This window comes from Streptomyces sp. NPDC003034, assembly GCF_053591375.1.
On record NZ_JBSFTS010000007.1, the window covers coordinates 150,622 to 167,228 of the forward strand.

Annotated in this window: 11 protein-coding genes; 5 read left to right on the forward strand and 6 right to left on the reverse strand. The window is 68.9% G+C overall.

Annotation, left to right across the window (positions count from 1 at the left end):
* Positions 1 to 46: 46 nt before the first annotated feature.
* The 6 genes from ACWDX7_RS11135 to rhaI form a co-directional block, all read right to left on the reverse strand.
* Positions 47 to 685, reverse strand: coding sequence for a LutC/YkgG family protein (locus tag ACWDX7_RS11135; protein ID WP_451490181.1), 639 nt, complete (start codon positions 683 to 685; stop codon positions 47 to 49).
* A complete protein-coding gene (locus ACWDX7_RS11140; RefSeq protein ID WP_451490182.1) occupies positions 682 to 2,106 on the reverse strand; it encodes a LutB/LldF family L-lactate oxidation iron-sulfur protein in 1,425 nt (474 codons plus the stop codon). Before ACWDX7_RS11140 ends, ACWDX7_RS11135 begins: the two co-directional genes overlap by 4 nt.
* The gene (locus ACWDX7_RS11145) at positions 2,103 to 2,858 is read right to left on the reverse strand and encodes a (Fe-S)-binding protein (RefSeq protein WP_451490183.1); all 756 of its coding nucleotides are present in this window, start codon (positions 2,856 to 2,858) and stop codon (positions 2,103 to 2,105) included. Before ACWDX7_RS11145 ends, ACWDX7_RS11140 begins: the two co-directional genes overlap by 4 nt.
* A complete protein-coding gene (locus ACWDX7_RS11150) occupies positions 2,858 to 4,357 on the reverse strand; it encodes a rhamnulokinase (protein ID WP_451490184.1) in 1,500 nt (499 codons plus the stop codon). Before ACWDX7_RS11150 ends, ACWDX7_RS11145 begins: the two co-directional genes overlap by 1 nt.
* Before the next feature lie 206 nt (positions 4,358 to 4,563).
* Positions 4,564 to 6,672: a bifunctional aldolase/short-chain dehydrogenase gene (locus ACWDX7_RS11155; RefSeq protein ID WP_451490185.1), complete on the reverse strand. Its 2,109-nt coding sequence runs from the start codon at positions 6,670 to 6,672 to the stop codon at positions 4,564 to 4,566.
* 39 nt (positions 6,673 to 6,711) lie between these two features.
* Complete coding sequence (gene rhaI / locus ACWDX7_RS11160) at positions 6,712 to 7,881, reverse strand: L-rhamnose isomerase (protein WP_451490186.1); 1,170 nt, start codon at positions 7,879 to 7,881, stop codon at positions 6,712 to 6,714.
* Positions 7,882 to 8,072: 191 nt separating this feature from the next.
* On the opposite strand from rhaI, the gene ACWDX7_RS11165 reads away from it, so the two are divergent.
* From ACWDX7_RS11165 to ACWDX7_RS11185, 5 genes are all read left to right on the forward strand, one after another.
* Positions 8,073 to 9,089 (forward strand): LacI family DNA-binding transcriptional regulator, encoded by a 1,017-nt coding sequence (locus ACWDX7_RS11165; protein ID WP_451490187.1) that lies wholly within the window; start codon positions 8,073 to 8,075, stop codon positions 9,087 to 9,089.
* A 522-nt stretch (positions 9,090 to 9,611) separates the two neighbouring features.
* The gene (locus ACWDX7_RS11170; RefSeq protein ID WP_451490188.1) at positions 9,612 to 10,973 is read left to right on the forward strand and encodes an ABC transporter substrate-binding protein; all 1,362 of its coding nucleotides are present in this window, start codon (positions 9,612 to 9,614) and stop codon (positions 10,971 to 10,973) included.
* Positions 10,961 to 11,944: a carbohydrate ABC transporter permease gene (locus tag ACWDX7_RS11175; RefSeq protein ID WP_451490189.1), complete on the forward strand. Its 984-nt coding sequence runs from the start codon at positions 10,961 to 10,963 to the stop codon at positions 11,942 to 11,944. Before ACWDX7_RS11170 ends, ACWDX7_RS11175 begins: the two co-directional genes overlap by 13 nt.
* Entirely contained in the window at positions 11,928 to 12,851 is a 924-nt protein-coding gene (locus ACWDX7_RS11180) for a carbohydrate ABC transporter permease (RefSeq protein WP_451490190.1), read from the forward strand. Before ACWDX7_RS11175 ends, ACWDX7_RS11180 begins: the two co-directional genes overlap by 17 nt.
* A 106-nt stretch (positions 12,852 to 12,957) precedes the next feature.
* Positions 12,958 to 16,293: a hypothetical protein gene (locus ACWDX7_RS11185; RefSeq protein WP_451750230.1), complete on the forward strand. Its 3,336-nt coding sequence runs from the start codon at positions 12,958 to 12,960 to the stop codon at positions 16,291 to 16,293.
* The last annotated feature ends 314 nt before the right edge of the window (positions 16,294 to 16,607 follow it).

Sequence of the window (16,607 nt, forward strand, 5' to 3'; positions counted from 1 at the left end):
GCCTTGACGGCTTTCCCGTCCCTCGCTGGGAGATTCCGCCTCATCTTCAGCGGGTGACGATCACAACATGGAGCCGTCTTGGGCCGTGCACGCCTTCGACGCGGTCCAGTTCGATGTCGCTGGTGGCGGAGGGGCCGGAGATCCAGGTCTGGGGGCGGGTTGGGTCGAGGCGTGGCAGGGCCTGGGGAATGGAGGCGACGACTTGGTCCTTGGCGCGTACGACGCAGACGTGTAGGTCGGGGACGAGAGTGAGGGCGCGGCGGCCCTGGCCGGGGCCGCCGTCCAGGACGATCGTGCCGGTCTCGGCGATGGCGAGGGCGCAGCTGGTGACCACGGCGTCTGTGGTGTCCAGCTCGTGCGGCGTGAGGGTGGCGTCCGCGTCGTGGTACTGCTCGGCCGTCGTCGCGGACAGCCATGCGGCGGGCAATCCGGGTGGTACGGCGACGGTGTGGGCGTCGTGCCGGTGGAGGAGTTCTGCCACCAGGGCGGGGAGCTCGGTTTCCGTGGTGCGATGGACGATCGCGCGGTAGTCGGCGAGGTTCTCCTGGAGGAGGTCCAGGATGGTGACGGGGGCGTCGGGGGTGTGGGTGGTGAGGTAGTCGCGTGCCGGTTCCGGGGTGAGTGGCGTGTCGGCGAGTGCCTGGCGGATGCGGTCCAGGACGCGTTCGCGGGAGTTCTGATTCACGTGCGGTTCTTCTTCCACCAGTCACGGAACGGCTCGGCGGGCATCTCGGGCAGGTCGCGGCTCTCCGACCACGGGCCGACGCCCGGCCCGGGCAGCTTCCTCGGGTGCAGCGCGCGCGTCCTCGACGCGACGCGCTCGCCAGCGGCGAGAACGCCGGGGTGGTCGAGGATCCAGCCGGCGGCCTTCATCGCCGCCCTCTCCAGCCGGTGTCCCTTCCCGCCCTGCCCGGCGACCTTCTCGCGGAGGTGGACGAGGACCTCGGGGATGTCGATGGCGACCGGGCACACGTCGTAGCAGGCCCCGCAGAGGGAGGAGGCGTACGGGAGGGAAGCGTCGATCTCGCTCTGTGTGCCCCGAAGTTGGGGGGTGAGGATGGCGCCGATCGGGCCGGGGTAGACGGAGCCGTACGCGTGGCCGCCGGCCCGCTCGTACACGGGGCAGACGTTGAGGCAGGCGGAGCAGCGGATGCAGCGCAGGGCCTGGCGGCCGACCTCGTCGGCGAGGGTGTCGGTCCGGCCGTTGTCGAGGAGGACGAGGTGGAAGGTCTTCGGCCGGTCCGCGTCGGTGGTTCCGGTCCACATGCTCGTGTACGGGTTCATCCGCTCGGCCGTCGAGGAGCGGGGGAGCGTCTGGAGGAAGACCTCCAGGTCCCGCCAGGTGGGGACGACCTTCTCGATGCCGACGACGGAGATGAGGGTCTCGGGGAGGGTGAGGCACATGCGGCCGTTGCCCTCGGACTCGACGACGACGAGGGTGCCTGTCTCGGCGACCATGAAGTTCGCCCCGGAGATCCCGACCTTCGCGCGCAGGAACTTCTCCCGCAGGTGCAGCCGGGCCGCCTCCGCCAGCTCGGCCGGGCTGTCGGTGAGGTTGTCAGGTGCCTCTCGGCCCCACTTGCCCATCTCGGTGCGGAAGATGTCGCGGATCTCGCCGCGGTTGCGGTGGATCGCGGGGACGAGGATGTGGGAGGGCCGGTCGTTGCCGAGCTGGACGATCAGCTCGGCGAGGTCGGTCTCGTAGGCCCGGATCCCTTCGGCCTCCAGCGCCTCGTTGAGGCTGATCTCCTGCGTGGCCATCGACTTGACCTTGACGACCTCCCTTTCGCCGGTCGCCTTGACGAGGTCCGCGACGATCCGGTTGGCCTCGGCCGCGTCCGCCGCCCAGTGCACGGTGCCGCCGGCCGCGGTGACTGCTTCCTCCAGCTGGAGCAGGTAGTGGTCGAGTCTGCTGAGGGTGAGGTTCTTGATCTGCTTGCCGGCCTCGCGGAGCTCGGCCCAGTCCCCGAGCTCGGAGACTGCCATGGCTCGCTTGTCGCGGATGGTGTGGGTGGCGTGGCGCAGGTTTGCCCGCAGGGTGTCGTTGCGTACGGCGTCGTGCGCGGCCTTGGGGAAGGCCGGCATGCCGATGAAGGTCCCGCTCATGCCAGTGGCTCCTCTTCCGTGCTCGCGAGGATCTCCGCGAGGTGCAGGGCGCGTTGCGGGGCTCCTTGGCGGCGCAGCATGCCGTCGATGTGCATCAGGCAGGAGTTGTCGGCGCCGCACAGCACCCCGGCGCCGGTGGACAGGGAGTTGCGGATCTTGTCGGCGCCCATGGCCGCCGACACGTCCGGGTTCTTCACCGCGAAGGTGCCGCCGAAGCCGCAGCACTCCTCCGCCCCGGGCAGCTCCCGCAGTTCGAGCCCCTTCACTGCCTGAAGGAGCCGGCGGGGGCGTCCTCCCAGACCGAGCATGCGCAGGCCGTGGCAGGAGGGGTGGTAGGTCACCTTGTGGGGGAAGTACGCCCCCACGTCCGTCACGCCGAGGACGTCGACGAGGAACTCCGTCAGTTCGTACGTCCTCGGGACGACGGAGTCGGAGGCCTCTGCCAGCGTGCCGCCGCGGCCTTCGGCGCGGGCCTTCCGGGCGATCCTCGGGTAGTTGTCGCGGACCATGGCGACGCAGGAGCCGGACGGGGTGACCACGTAGTCGTAGCCCTCGAAGGTGCGGGCCATGCGGTGGACCAGGGGTTCGGTCTCGCGGCGGTAGCCGGTGTTGTACTGGGGCTGGCCGCAGCAGGTCTGGGCGGCGGGGAAGTCCACCGTGACGCCGAGGCGTTCGAGGAGTCTGACGGTGGCGATGGCCGTGGAGGGGTAGATCGCGTCGTTGACGCAGGTGACGAAGAGGGCGACGCGCATCAGGGGTTCCTCGGGACGGGGTCGAGTCGGGCGGCGGCCGCGTTCCATGCGGCGGTGTCACCCTGGGGGGTGTAGTGCCGCAGGTGCTGTGTGGAGGCGGTCAGGCGGCGCATGTCGGCGAGGTCGCCGGTCAGGCCTGTGGCGCGGGCCTGGACGAGGATGTTGCCCAGTGCGGTGGCTTCAGTCGGGCCGGCGATGACCGGCAAGCCGGTGGCGTCGGCGGTGAGCTGGCAGAGGAGTTCGTTGCCGGAGCCGCCGCCGACGAGGTGGATCCGGGTGATGTCGCGGTCGGCGAGCTCGGCGGCCTGGCGCAGGGTGTGGCGGTGGGCGAGCGCCAGGCTTTCCAGGATGCAGCGGACGACTGCGCCTTGGCTACCGGGAACGCGCTGCCCGGTGCGGGCGCAGTAGTCCCGGATGCGGGCCGGCATGTCGCCGGGGGCGAGGAACTCCGGGGCGTCCGGGTCGAGGAGGGAAGCGAAGGGTTCGGCCCGGGCCGCGTCGGCGAGGAGCGCGGGGATGCGGGTGGGCAGGTTCTCCCTCTCCCAGGTGCGCCGGCACTCTTCAAGCAGCCACATGCCCATGATGTTGCGCAGGTAGCGCACGGTGCCGTCGATGCCGCGTTCGTTGGTGAAGTTCGCCGCCCGGGAGGCTTCGCTGAGGACCGGGGTGTCGAGTTCGAGGCCGGCGAGCGACCAGGTGCCGCACGAGACGTAGGCGAAGCCGGGTTCGGTCGCGGGCACGGCGACGACCGCGGAGGCGGTGTCGTGCGAGGCGACCGTCGTCACCGGCGTCCGGGGATCGAGCCCGGTGTACGTGGCGACGTGGGGCAGCAGGGTGCCGGCCGGGTCGCCGGGCGCGCGCAACGGTGGGAAGAGGCCGGGATCGAGAGAGAGCCGGTTCAGGAGGTCCTTGGACCAGGTGCCGGTGCGGGCGTCGAAGAGGCCGGTGGTGGAGGCGTTGGTCTCCTCGGCTCCGATGGACCCGGTCAGCCAGTGGATCAGCAGGTCCGGGATGAGCAGCAGCGTGCGGGCGGCCTGCCACTGGGCGGTTCCTTCGGCGGAGGCGAGCTGGAAGACCGTGTTGAACGGGAGGTGCTGGAGGCCCGTGATGCCGTACAGCTCCTCGGGGCCGACCTTGGCCCAGACACGGGCGGCCGCGCCGTCGGTCCGGTCGTCGCGGTAGTGGAACGGGTGGCCGAGCAGGGCTCCGTCTGTGTCGAGGAGGCCGTAGTCCACGGCCCAGGTGTCGACGCCGACGGAAGCGACGCCGCCGGAGCGGGCGGCCTCGCGCAGTCCGTCGAGGACGCCCTGGAACAGGGCGAGGGTGTCCCAGCGCAGCCCGTCCGGCAGGCGCACGGGTGTGTTGGGGAAGCGGTGGACCTCGGTGAGGTCGAGGTTGTCCGGACCTGCCCGGCCGACGATCACCCGTCCGCTGGTGGCGCCGAGATCGACTGCGGCGAACGCGGACGCGAAGGCGGACGACGGGGGAGTGGTGGTCATGTGGATACCTCTGCGGTGCGGGCGGCTCGTCGAGGAACAACGAGGGAAGAAGGGGCGGACCGGCGGCGCCCGGCGGGCACCGTGTCAGGGCCGGTTCCCGTACGGCAACGCGCCGCCGGTCCGCGGAGGCACCTGGGGCGAGTGCGTCAGTGGAGGCACCTGGGGCGAGTGCGTCAGCCACCCGCCCCAGGGCGATCAGAGGGCCCTCAGCGAAGGAAGGCCGCGGCGACGCCGGCGTCGACGGGGACGTGCAGGCCGGTGGTGTGGGTGAGGTCGCCGCCGGTGAGGGCGAAGACCGCGTTCGCGACGTGCTCGGGCAGGACCTCGCGCTTGAGGAGGGTGCGCTGGGCATAGAACGTGCCGAGCTCCTCCTCCTCGATGCCATAGGTGGCGGCGCGCTGGGCGCCCCAGCCTGCGGCGAAGATGCCGGAGCCGCGCACGACCCCGTCGGGGTTGACGCCGTTCACCCGGATGCCGTGCTCCCCGAGTTCGGCGGCGAGGAGCCGCACCTGGTGGGCCTGGTCGGCCTTGGTGGCGGAGTAGGCGATGTTGTTCGGGCCGGCGAAGACGGCGTTCTTGGAGGCGATGTAGACGATGTCGCCGCCGAGGCCCTGCTCGATCATGACGCTCGCGGCCTCGCGGGAGACCAGGAAGGAGCCCCGGGCCATGATGTCGTGCTGGAAGTCCCAGTCCTTCGCGGTCGTCTCCAGCAGCGGCTTGGAGATCGAGATGCCGGCGTTGTTGACGACCAGGTCGACACCGCCGAAGGCGAGGACAGCCTTGCGGAACACGGCGCTGATCTGCTCCTCGGACGTGACGTCCACGGTGACCGCCACGGCCTTGTCCGGGCCGCCCAGCTCCTCGGCCACGGCGGCGGCGTTCTCGCCGTTCAGGTCGGCGACCACGACACAGGCGCCCTCGGCGACCAGCCGGTGCGCGATCGCCTTGCCGATGCCCGAGCCCGCGCCCGTCACCAGAGCGACCCGGGTCGCGAGGGGCTTCGGCTTCGGCATTCGCCGCAGCTTGGCCTCCTCCAGCTCCCAGTACTCGATCCGGAACTTCTCCGCCTCCTCGATCGGCGCGTACGCCGACACCGCCTCGGCACCGCGCATGACGTTGATCGCGTTGACGTAGAACTCGCCCGCCACACGTGCGGTCTGCTTGTCCTTGCCGAACGAGAACATGCCGACGCCGGGAACGAGGACGATCGCCGGGTCGGCGCCGCGCATCGCGGGCGAGTCGGGACCGGCGTGCCGCTCGTAGTAGGCGGCGTACTCCTCCCGGTACTCCGCGTGCAGCTCCCTCAGCCGGGCCACGGCCTCGGCCAGCGGAGCCGTGGGAGGCAGGTCCAGGACCAGCGGGCGCACCTTCGTCCGCAGGAAGTGGTCGGGGCAGGACGTGCCCAGGGCCGCCAGGCGAGGGTGCTGGTCGTGGGCGAGGAAGTCGAGGACGACCTCCGAGTCGGTGAAGTGCCCCACCTGCGGGCGGTCCTGGGAGGCCAGAGCGCGGATCACGGGCGCGAGCAAGGCGGCCCGTTCCCGGCGCTTCTCCTCACCCAGCGGCGCGTGGCTTTCCAGGGGCGAGCCGAACGGCTGCTTCCCGCCCCGCTCGGTGAGGAAGGCATCCGCCGTGCGGATCATCCACACGGCATTCGCCTCGCACTCCTCGGAGGTGGTGCCCCAGGCGGTGATCCCGTGCCCTCCGAGGACGACGCCGACGGTCTCCGGGCTGGCCTCCTTGATCGCCGCGATGTCCAGACCGAGCTGGAAGCCGGGCCGGCGCCACGGCACCCAGGCCACCTTTCCGCCGTAGCACTCCGCCGTCAGCTTCTCGCCGTCGGCGGCGCAGGCGAGGGCGATGCCGGAGTCGGGGTGAAGGTGGTCGACATGCGGGGCGTCCACCAGGCCGTGCATGGCGGTGTCGATCGACGGGGCGGCGCCGCCCTTGCCGTGCAGGCAGTAGTCGAAGGCAGCGACCATCTCGTCCTCGCGCTCGACACCGGGGTACACGTCCTTCAGCGCCCGCAGCCGGTCGAGGCGCAGCACGGCCAGGCCGTCCTCGGTGAGCGTGCCGAGGTCGCCGCCGGACCCCTTCACCCACATCAGCTCCGTGTCGGAGCCGGTGACGGGATCGGTGACAGTGCCCTTGGCGGAGACGTTGCCGCCGGCGTGGTTGGTGTTGCGGGGGTCGGAGCCCAGCCGGTGCGCGCGGCCGAGGAGCGCGGCGACTTCGGGGTGGGTGGCCATGTGTGATCGGTCCTTCAGAGTCGAAGTGTGCGGGAAGGGGAAGGAAGGCGTCCCTGAGGGGGCGGGCATCATCCGGTCCTGCGGACCGAGCGGTGGGAAGCCGCGTGGTCAGGCTCCCCAGCCGGCCTGCTGGCCGCCGACACGATCGATGGCGATCCGCTCCTGCCACCCGGAGGCGGCGTACGCGGAGACGGGGTCCGGTGCGAGCCCCTGTTCCTCGCGGACTTCGCGCAGCGACGGGCGCACGTCGGTGTTGTACGCGTCCATCAGCACCGCGTTCGCGGCGAGGACGTCACCGTCGCGCTGGGCGGTGGCGAGCGCGTCGAGGTCGACGAGGAGGGCCTTGGCGGTGGCCTCCTGGACGTTCATCACGGAGCGGATGACGGCCGGGATCTTCGCCTCGATGTTGTGGCACTGGTCGAGCATGAAGGCGACGTTCGCGGCCGGGGCGAGGCCGCCGTTCTTCGCGACCTCGTGCATGATCCGGAACAGCTGGAAGGGATCGGACGAGCCGACCATCAGGTCGTCGTCGGCGTAGAAGCGGGAGTTGAAGTCGAAGCCGCCGAGCTTCCCCTCGCGCAGGAGGAAGGCCACGATGAACTCGATGTTGGTGCCCGGCGCGTGGTGGCCGGTGTCCACGACAACCTGGGCCTTGGGCCCGAGCTTGAGACAGTGGGCGTAGGACGTACCCCAGTCCGGGACGTCGGTGGTGTAGAAGGCCGGCTCGAAGAACTTGTATTCCAGGAGCAGGCGCTGCTCGTCACCGAGCCGCTCGTACACCTCGGCAAGAGCAGCGGCGAGACGGTCCTGGCGAGCCACGATGTCGTCCTGGCCGGGGTAGTTGGTTCCGTCGGCGAACCACAGCTTCAGGTCCGACGAGCCGGTCGCGTCCATGATGTCGACGCACTCCAGCAGGTGGTCGACGGCCTTGCGGCGCACCTTCACGTCCGGGTGGCAGACGCTGCCGAGCCGGTAGTCATCGTTCTGGAAGGTGTTGGAGTTGATCGCCCCCAGTTCCAGGCCGCGCTCCTTCGCATACGCGGCGAGCCCGGCGTAGTCGTCGACACGATCCCAGGGGATGTGGAGGGAGACTTTCGGGGCGATGCCGGTGAACTCGTGCACCTTCGCGGCGTCGTCGAGCTTCTCCCACGGCGTCCTGGGGACACCGGGCTGGGCGAACACCCTGAAGCGGGTGCCTGAGTTCCCGTAGCACCAGGAGGGCGTCTCGATGGTCTGGGCCTTGAGCGCGGCCTTCACGGCGTCCCGCACGACAGTCATTGGGCAACCTCGGAACCAGGGCCGCGCTGTACCGCGTCGGCGTAGTGAATCGTTTCATCGTTACGGAAGCATGTATCCGTGGAGTGGTCAAGAGAGTGCGAGTGATCTGTCGTGAAAGGATTCACCGAGGATGGTGTGGTGGCGACCTAGGATGGCGAGCACACGGATTCGAGGCGAACGGACGGTCGGCAATGGTGGGCATCAAGGACGTGGCGCGCCAGGCGGGCGTCTCCGTGGGGACGGTCTCCAACGTCCTGAACAGGCCCGAGCGTGTCTCCAGTGAGGTCCGAGCCCGTGTCCACGCGGCGATCGACCTGCTGGGGTACGTCCGCAGCGAGTCGGCGCGGCAACTGCGTGCCGGCCGGAGCCGCATGCTCGGGCTGCTGGTCATGGACACCGGGAACCCCTTCTTCGCCGTCCTCGCCCAGGGCACCGAGCGGGTGGCCGTCGAAGCCGGCCTCGGAGTGATGGTGTGCAACAGCGCCGAGAGCGCTTCGGCCGAGCAGGCCTATCTGTCGCTCTTCGTCGAGCAGCGCCTGCGTGGTGTCCTGTTCGCACCGGTCGCGTCTGACGGTGAACCATGGGAGGCGCTGCGACGCGCGAACATCCCGTTCGTCATCGTCGACCGGGCGGTCGACGCGCGGACCGCCTGTTCAGTGGCCGCTGACGACGTCCTGGGAGGCAAGCTCGCGGGCCGGCACCTGCTCGCCGCCGGCCATCGGCGTATCGCCTACGTGCGTGGCTCCGGTGATCTGCAGCAGGTCCGGGATCGGCGTGAGGGCCTTGTCCGCGCGGTGGAGGAGTCGGGGCTCGGCGCCGACGCGATCGTCGACATCCCAGCCGAGAAGCTGGACGTCGGCGCCGGCCGGGACGCCGGGGCCCGGCTCATCGGCCTCTCGCCCCGACCGACGGCCGTCTTCTGCGCGAACGACCTCCTGGCCCTGGGCGTCATGCAGACGGCCTTCGATGCGGGCGTGCGTGTCCCGGACGACCTTGCCGTCGTCGGCTACGACGACATCGAGTTCGCAGAGGCGAGCCTTATCCCGTTGACCTCGGTGCGCCATCCGGCCGCGGAGATCGGCCGTCTCGCAGCACGGCTCCTGCTGCAGAAGCTAGAGCCGTCGGACCCGGAGCACGACCATCAGCACACCGGCATCGTGCTCCAGCCGGAGCTCGTCGTGCGCAGGTCGAGCATGCCGCGGTCCTGACCTGAGTCCGCCCCCGTGGTCCCGCCGCGCAGCGTCAGGATTGCCGCCGGCGCGGACGGGCTTGAGCCTTGCGGTCCTCTTGCTCCATTCGCGACAGGTAACGCAGGTCTGCCCATGCCGTTCGAGGCGGACGAGGGGCCGTGACGCTCGCCGCCGTGGCGAACCCGCGAACGTCGGTGAGTGAGAGGCCGGTCCCTCACGCGGCCCGCCAACTACGCCTGCAGCAGCGGTTTTATGTGAATCCGGTCACTGTATTGACAGTGGCTGGAGCGCGGCCCTACGTTCACGCCCAGTCGATTGAAACGATCCAGAGCGTCTTTGAGGCCCACTCCCGGACTGCGCAGTCACGGGGCTGAGAAGGGTGTACACATGCTCAGATTGGGTTTGAGCGAACGATCACACAGCGGATTCCTGCGGTCGCGAGGTTCGGCCGCGGTGCGCCTGACCGCAACCACGGCAGCCCTGGCGTTGAGCCTGACCGCCTGCGGTTCCGGCGGGGACGATTCGTCGTCCGAGGGTACCGTGACCATCACCCTGGAAGGCCCGAACCAGTGGAGCGAGAGCGGTTCGTCGTTCGGTGAGCCGTGGGAGGACCTCGTCGCATCCTTCCAGAAGGAGGAGCCGAACATCGAGGTCAAGACCGTCGTCCTGCCGCTGAACAGCTTCGCGCAGACGATCTCCACGCACCTTGCCGCCGGTACCGCACCAGAGTTGGTGTTCAGTCAGGTACCCCACAAGCCGCACATGGTGCACGCCCTCGACGAGTACCTCGCGAAACCCAACCCCTACATCAGGTCCGGACTGGGCAGCGAGAAGTGGGCCGACGCCTTCCGCAAGCGCTACTACGGCCCGGAGAATCCGGCGCTCCGCAACGCTGAGGGCAAGCTTGAATTCGTGCCCTTCAACCTGGCCGGGACCGGGTTGTTCTACAACAAGGAGGCGTTCGACAAGGCGGGGCTGGCGGGGCCGTTCAAGACCTTCGAGGACTTCATCGATGGGTGCGCCAAGCTGAAGGGGGCCGGCTACACACCGCTCGCGATGGACCGGTCCGACCTGGGCCCCGATTGGACGATGACCGCGATCAGCGGGATGTTGCTCGACAAGCACGTCGATCGGCTCAACGTCTACACGGCGGACGGCACACCCGGAAAGGCGACGTCGGCGACGGGCGAACCCGTCGTTACCAACAAGTCGCTCGCCAAGGCCGTGCTCTCCGGCGATCTGACGCCGAAGACCCCCGAGGCCGTCGAGTCCCTCCAGCTCCTCAAGAAGGTGTGGGACTCCTGCGTCGACAAGCAGTGGTCGGGCAACACCGAGGGGCTCAACGGTGCCGTGGTCGGACTGCGTGACTTCGCGGCCGGCAAGGCCGGCATGGCGTGGGGCGTCAATTTCGGTGTCACCTCCTTGCAGGACGTGAAGTTCGACTTCGGCAGCATGCCGTTCCCACAGATCACCGAGGAGTCCACGCCGCTCGCCAATGGCGCTCCGGCGCGGTTCGGGGCCGGTGTCGGCGGCACCAACTACATGATTCCGTCGACCGTCAAGGGCAAGAAGCTCGAAGCCGCCGTGAAGTTCCTGCAGTTCGTCAGTGCGCCGGAGAACGTGCAGCCCTGGCTGAACGCCACCGGTGGCATCCCCGCGGTCGAGGGCGCTTCCGGCGCCGACGAGACGAAGATGTTCGCCGAGGGCAGCTGGGGCGACCAGGTCCCCCTGGTCATGCCCATCGGGCCGCCGGGCGTGACCAGGCTCAGCCTCGTCGACGGATGGCTGCTGGGCACGAAGTCACTCCCGGAGCAGCAGCGTTACCTCCAGGACCTGTGGATCGATGGGCAACGCCAGGCCGTCAAGGACGGCAAGTGGGGGAACGAGCCTTGGGCGAAGTAGAGGCCGGCGGAAACAGCGGGCGGGCGACTCGCCCGGTACAGGACGAGGCGCGACGCCCGGAAGGAGGAGTGATGGCGAGGGGCTGGAAACGCTTTCCCTGGTTTGCCTATCTGGCCCTCATGCCACTCTTCACGACGCTGGCCGCGTTCGCCTACTACCCGGCGGCAAGCGGGATCTGGCACTCGTTCTACGAATGGCGGCCGGGCTTCGACTCGCCCTTCGTCGGACTGGACAACTACAGGGCCATGCTGGACGACGGCCTGTGGTGGCGGTCGTTCCGCAATCTCGGTGCCATCTTCGTCTTCGGTATCACCGTGGCGTGGGCGATTCCGCTGCTCGCGGCCGAGCTCATCATCAGCCTGAAGAGCAAGCGCGCGCAGTTCTTCTTCCGCACCGCCCTGATCGCGCCCATGGCGTTTCCCGGAGTCGTCACGGTCCTGCTCTGGGCAGCGATGTACGAACCCAACAACGGCGTCATCAATCGCGTACTGCGAGCCGTCGGACTTGACGCTCTGGCGCAGAACTGGGTGGGCGATCCGCAGTTCGCGCTCCTGTCGCTGCTGTTCATCGGTTTCCCGTTCGTCGCCGGACTTCCGTTCCTGGTGTTTCTCACCACCCTGCAGAACGTCCCGGCCGAGGTTTTCGAGGCGGCCGCCCTCGACGGCTGCGGCCGGCTGCGGCGGCTCTTCGCGATCGACCTTCCGCTGATGGTTAGCCAGCTCAAACTGCTGGTGTTCCTGGCGACGATCAACGTCCTGCAATACGGCTTCGCGGCGTACCTGCTCACCGGAGGCGGACCCGACAACGCGACCGAGGTGCCGGTGCTCCGCATGCTCGGAGTGGCGTTCCAGGGCAGCGAGTGGGGCTATGCCGCCGCGCTGTCCACCACGCTGTTCGTCATGACGATCCTCCTGAGCGTCATCATCGTGTTCGTCAGAAGAGAGGACCGGGCCGATGTCCGTCGACTCTGAGCTCCAGCTCCGCCGGCCCAGCGCCCCGGACCGGAGCGAACCGGGGCGAACCGGGGCGGGGCCGGCCACGTCGGGCGGACGTCGGCGCGGCAACCAGCTCGCGATCAAGGGCGTGCTCAGTGTCATCGCGTTCGTCGGGCTCTTCCCGTTCCTCTTCATGCTCATGACGTCGCTGAAGACCAACCAGCAGTACTACGAGTCGTGGTGGATGCCCAGCCTGCCGTTCCACTTCGACAACTACGCCAGGGCCTGGGAGCAGATCCAGCCGTACCTGGTCACCTCAGTGGTCGTGGCGATCGCCTCCGGTGTCGGAGCGCTCGCGCTGTGCATGGTGGCGGCGTTCGTCTTCGCCCGTTACGAATTCTTCGGAAGGAACGTGCTCTTCGGGCTGGTCGCGGTGCTGCTCATGGTGCCGGGCATCTCCAGTCTGATCCCGATGTTCGTGCTCATGCGCGACATGGGGCTGCTCAACACCCGCATCGTCCTCGTCATCCCGCACCTCGTAGGCGGCGCGGTGCTCGGAACCCTGCTGATGAAGACGTTTGTCGAGCAGCTGCCGCAGGAGCTCTTCGACGCCGCGCGTGTGGACGGCGCCGGCGGGCTGCGGATGTTCGTCTCCATCATGGTTCCGTTGTCGCTCCCCGTGGTCGGAACCGTCGCGTTGGTGACCGTGATCGGCGTGTGGAACGACTTCTTCTGGCCCTTGCTCACCGCCACGGAGAACGATCTGCGCACCGTGTCGGCGGGTCTGCAGTTCTTCCAGACTCAGCACGCGACGGAATACGGTCCGCTGTTCGCGGGATACGCCATCGCGAGCATCCCGCTGCTGCTGCTCTTCGTGTTCCTGTCCAAACATTTCCTCGCCGGAATGCAGGGCGGGCTTGCGGGCGGCGGCACCGGCAAGTAGAACCCGGCCGCGGCTGATCAGACAGCCGAATGGGCTGCGGAACTGTCCGCGACGCCCGGCTCGATGGGCCGCTCGTCCAGTCGGCCGGAGCCGCGGAGACGATCCGATGGAAGCCCGAACGGCCACCTCCGCCGGCCTCGCGGCCAAGACAGCTCCAGCCAGCCTGAAACGAAAGGACCGCACCATGGGCACCAACGGCATCGGACGAAGGCAATTCCTACAGTACGGCGCTATCGGCACGGTCGCCGTGCTCGGCAGCGGTTTCTTCCGGGTCACACCGGCCGGTGCCGCGGAGCGCGCTGACACCGCGCCCTGGGAGTTCGATTCGGCTCGGGGCTTGTTCATCCAGCCGATCACCACCACCGGCACAGCCGTGGGGTGGGAATTCAACAAGGACGGCGACGCCGAAGGATGGACGGCGGCGAAAGGCCTGGCGCCGTTCGTCGTGCGCGGCGGCACACTCAGCACCAGCGTCACCGGCTCCGACCCCTACATGATGGCGCCGCCGTTGCACCTCAACGGCATCCGCGACCGCATCCTCCGGTTCCGGATGCGGGCGACCGCCGGTGAGAGCATCTCGGTCTACTTCGCCACCGACAAGTCCCCGACGCTCGGCGTGGACAAGCTGATCGAGATACCGATCAAGGCCGACGGAGCGTTCCACGAATACACGGTGGACCTCGCGGCGAAGAACGCGCTGTGGCAGCAGGGAACGGTGCAGGTGTTCCGCCTGGACCGGGAGCCGCCGGGCGCCGACGGCGCCCAGATCGAGTTCGACTACATCCGCATCGAGCAACTCGGGGCCAGAATCGCGGTCGCGCCACTGATCGTACGGCCGGGCTCCGTACGCCCCGGCGAAGAGGTCACCCTGGCCGTCCAGCTGTCCAACGTCGGCGGCGAACCGTCCACGGCCTTCCCCGCGAAGATCGCGCTCCCGAGCGGGGTGACCCTCGTCACCGGTGGCGCGACTCAGCACGCCCCCGTCATAGCACCCGACGGCAAGACTCAACTGCTGTGGACGGCGCGCCCGACGGTCGACGTACCCGGCGTGGCCACGTTCGACATGGAGGTACCCGGCAGCCGCCAGCAGTTCGGCGCGATCCTGCCCATCGTCCCGGTGCCGCCCCCGTCCGCGCACTGGTGGCCCAGCGGTGTGCATGTCTTCCAGGACCAAGCAGGGCATGTGCACCTGCAGAACAAGAACGTCCGGGCGATCGTCGTTCGCGGATCCGGCGGCTATACACAGCTCCTCCTCGACGTCAGGACGGGCCAGGAGTGGAAGCGGATGGCGACGTCGCAGCCGCTCAGCTACCTCGTCGGTCCGGCAGCCGACGGCGTCCGGCTGATGCCGATCGTTCCGGACACCGCTCAAGTGGCCGCTGACCATGTCGTTTTGACGGGGCAGGTGACGGACGCCGACGGCGTGCGATGGTCCTCGCAACTGCGGCTCGCCGTCAGGCCCGTTTCCGACGACGCCGGGTCAGCCGCACGCGCCGTCCAGGCCACGTACTCGATCACGCCCGATCGTCAGGCGAGACTGCTCGCCTTCGGCGGCCCCTCGCTCACCGCCGGCGAGGGCAGCTTCGGCAAGCCCAAACACATGGGGCTCTTCCCCGGGCTGGAATGGCTCGTCGCGGGAGAGAGATCGTCGAGCACCCTCGATGTCTGGCCACCGGACAACCTCCGTATCGCACCGCATCCGTTGAGGATCACGGTCCCGGTGATGGCGATCTCCGGCGGCGGGTCGACCGTGTCGGTCGCCTGGGACACGAACCAGCAGTGGGACGGCCAGAACCGGTACCCCAGCGCACGGTTCGCCTCACCGAACTGGCTCGCCGGGCAGGCCAACCATCTGCTCTCACTGTTCGTCCCGGCCGTTCCCAACCCGGTCCCGGAGAACGCGCCATGGGCGACGACACCCTATTCCGCCGCGGCCGGCCGGCCGCTGTCCGTCAAGGCCGATTTCATCGTCAACCCCTCCGACGACGTGCTCACCGCCGTCGAGGACTGGTACTCGCTGCATGGCGTCCCCGAGCCCGGCACGATGCCATTCAGCTGGCAGGACGAGCTCGCGCTCGTCCGGCACGCCTACCTCAAGTCCTTCTGGGATCCGGCGGTCAAGGGGTGGGCGGCGTGGTCCGGTCAAAAGGCATTGCAATACGTGCCGTACGGGGTGAACCTGCATATCGCCGGACTGTTGACCACGGACGCCAACGAGCGCACGGCCGTGTTCAACCGGGTGCACGAATTCGTCGTCAGCGTCCTCACCAACAACGGTCGCAGCGCGCTCGGCAACACGGACGGCACGTACAGCGGCTGGTTCCACGCGCCGTTCTACCTCGGCAACCTCGAAGGCGCCATCACCGAGTTCGAGAAGAACAGGGACGCCAGAATCCGCACGCAACGACCGTCCGGCGGCTGGGCCTTCAACCCCAAGGAGGCGGAAGACGAGATCCTGGGTGAACGCGGAACCGAGATCATGGGCGTCTCGACCGTCCACGCTCAGGGCCTCCTGCGCTATGCCCGGCTCACCGGAGACACCGTCGCCCATCAGGCGGGTATGCGGGCTCTCGACTTCATCGAACAGTTCAACGTGCCACGCGGCGTGGGTGTCTGGGAAATGCCCATCCACACGCCGACGCTGCTGGGCTCCGCGTACGGCATCGGTGCCTACACCGAGGCGTACCGGCTCACCGGCGAGACCCGGTACCTGAACCGGGCCGTCTACTGGGCGCGGACCGGACTGCCGTTCCTGTACGCGTGGTCGGCACCCGACCGGCCGTACATGCCGTACGCGTCCATCTCCGACTACGGCGCGACGATGTTCACCATCCCGTGGTTCGGCCGACCGGTGCAGTGGGTGGGCCTGGTGTACGCCTACTTCCTGCTCAGTCTCCTCGACGCCTCCGCCGACCCGAGCTGCACCAAGCCGTTCCACCTGCCGGCCGACATCGGCGGGTTCCCTTGGCGCCGGATAGCCGAGGCCATCGTGATCAGCGCGCTGCACCAGCAGCGGACCACCGAGCCGTACAAGGGTGGCTACCCGGACAGCTGGCTCCTGGTCCCGAACACGCCGGTGAAGGACTTCGACCTCAACCCCGACGACATCCTCAAACCCATGGTCATGCTTCTCGGTCGCCCCGTCGACGTGCAGACCGCGCTGATGCATCCGAACACCCGGATCTCCACCGCCGCCGACGTGCTCGGCGCCGAGCGCACATCATCGAGGCTGACCGCCAGGCTGGGGTTCTTCCCGGGGCAGGTGTCGCAGCTTCTCATCACCGGAATACCCACCCCGCGTTCGGTCCAGGTCGACGGCCGCAGCCTCGGCCCGGTCACCGACCTCGACGCCGCGCCGGAAGGGTTCAAGCATGTCGCGAACGGCACCACGTTCATCAAGATGCGCCACGCCCAGCAGTCGACGCTGACCATCGACTACTAGGTCCTGTCCGGGCGGTCTTCGTGGATCAGGTCGCGTTGTCTGGTGCGGTGCATCGCAAGGCGGAGGGGCGCAGCTCGTACTCGGCCGTACTTGCGCGCTCCGACAACGCAGGGAGGTGCCGTGCCAGGCAGCGCGGGCCCGCGGAGATCGCCCGGACAGGGCCTAGAGCGGGCGAACGAGACCCGAGCGTGCCGGAGGTGAACGCGTCCCGACGGCACGCTCGCTCTCACCAGGCGGCACCGCCGTTCTCCCCAGGCGACCGCCGTCTGGGACGCCCTACCCTTCCGGCCTTGCGGACCGGACGCGAAGGACCG

What these genes read in the sequence shown, in the direction of transcription:
- rhaI (WP_451490186.1), bottom strand. Translation starts at nt 7,881, where the DNA reads ATGACTGTCGTGCGGGACGCCGTGAAGGCCGCGCTCAAGGCCCAGACC.
- ACWDX7_RS11180 (WP_451490190.1), top strand. Translation starts at nt 11,928, where the DNA reads ATGTCCGTCGACTCTGAGCTCCAGCTCCGCCGGCCCAGCGCCCCGGAC.
- ACWDX7_RS11145 (WP_451490183.1), bottom strand. Translation starts at nt 2,858, where the DNA reads ATGCGCGTCGCCCTCTTCGTCACCTGCGTCAACGACGCGATCTACCCC.
- ACWDX7_RS11155 (WP_451490185.1), bottom strand. Translation starts at nt 6,672, where the DNA reads ATGCCCGCCCCCTCAGGGACGCCTTCCTTCCCCTTCCCGCACACTTCG.
- ACWDX7_RS11165 (WP_451490187.1), top strand. Translation starts at nt 8,073, where the DNA reads ATGGTGGGCATCAAGGACGTGGCGCGCCAGGCGGGCGTCTCCGTGGGG.
- ACWDX7_RS11185 (WP_451750230.1), top strand. Translation starts at nt 12,958, where the DNA reads ATGGAAGCCCGAACGGCCACCTCCGCCGGCCTCGCGGCCAAGACAGCT.
- ACWDX7_RS11150 (WP_451490184.1), bottom strand. Translation starts at nt 4,357, where the DNA reads ATGACCACCACTCCCCCGTCGTCCGCCTTCGCGTCCGCGTTCGCCGCA.
- ACWDX7_RS11140 (WP_451490182.1), bottom strand. Translation starts at nt 2,106, where the DNA reads ATGAGCGGGACCTTCATCGGCATGCCGGCCTTCCCCAAGGCCGCGCAC.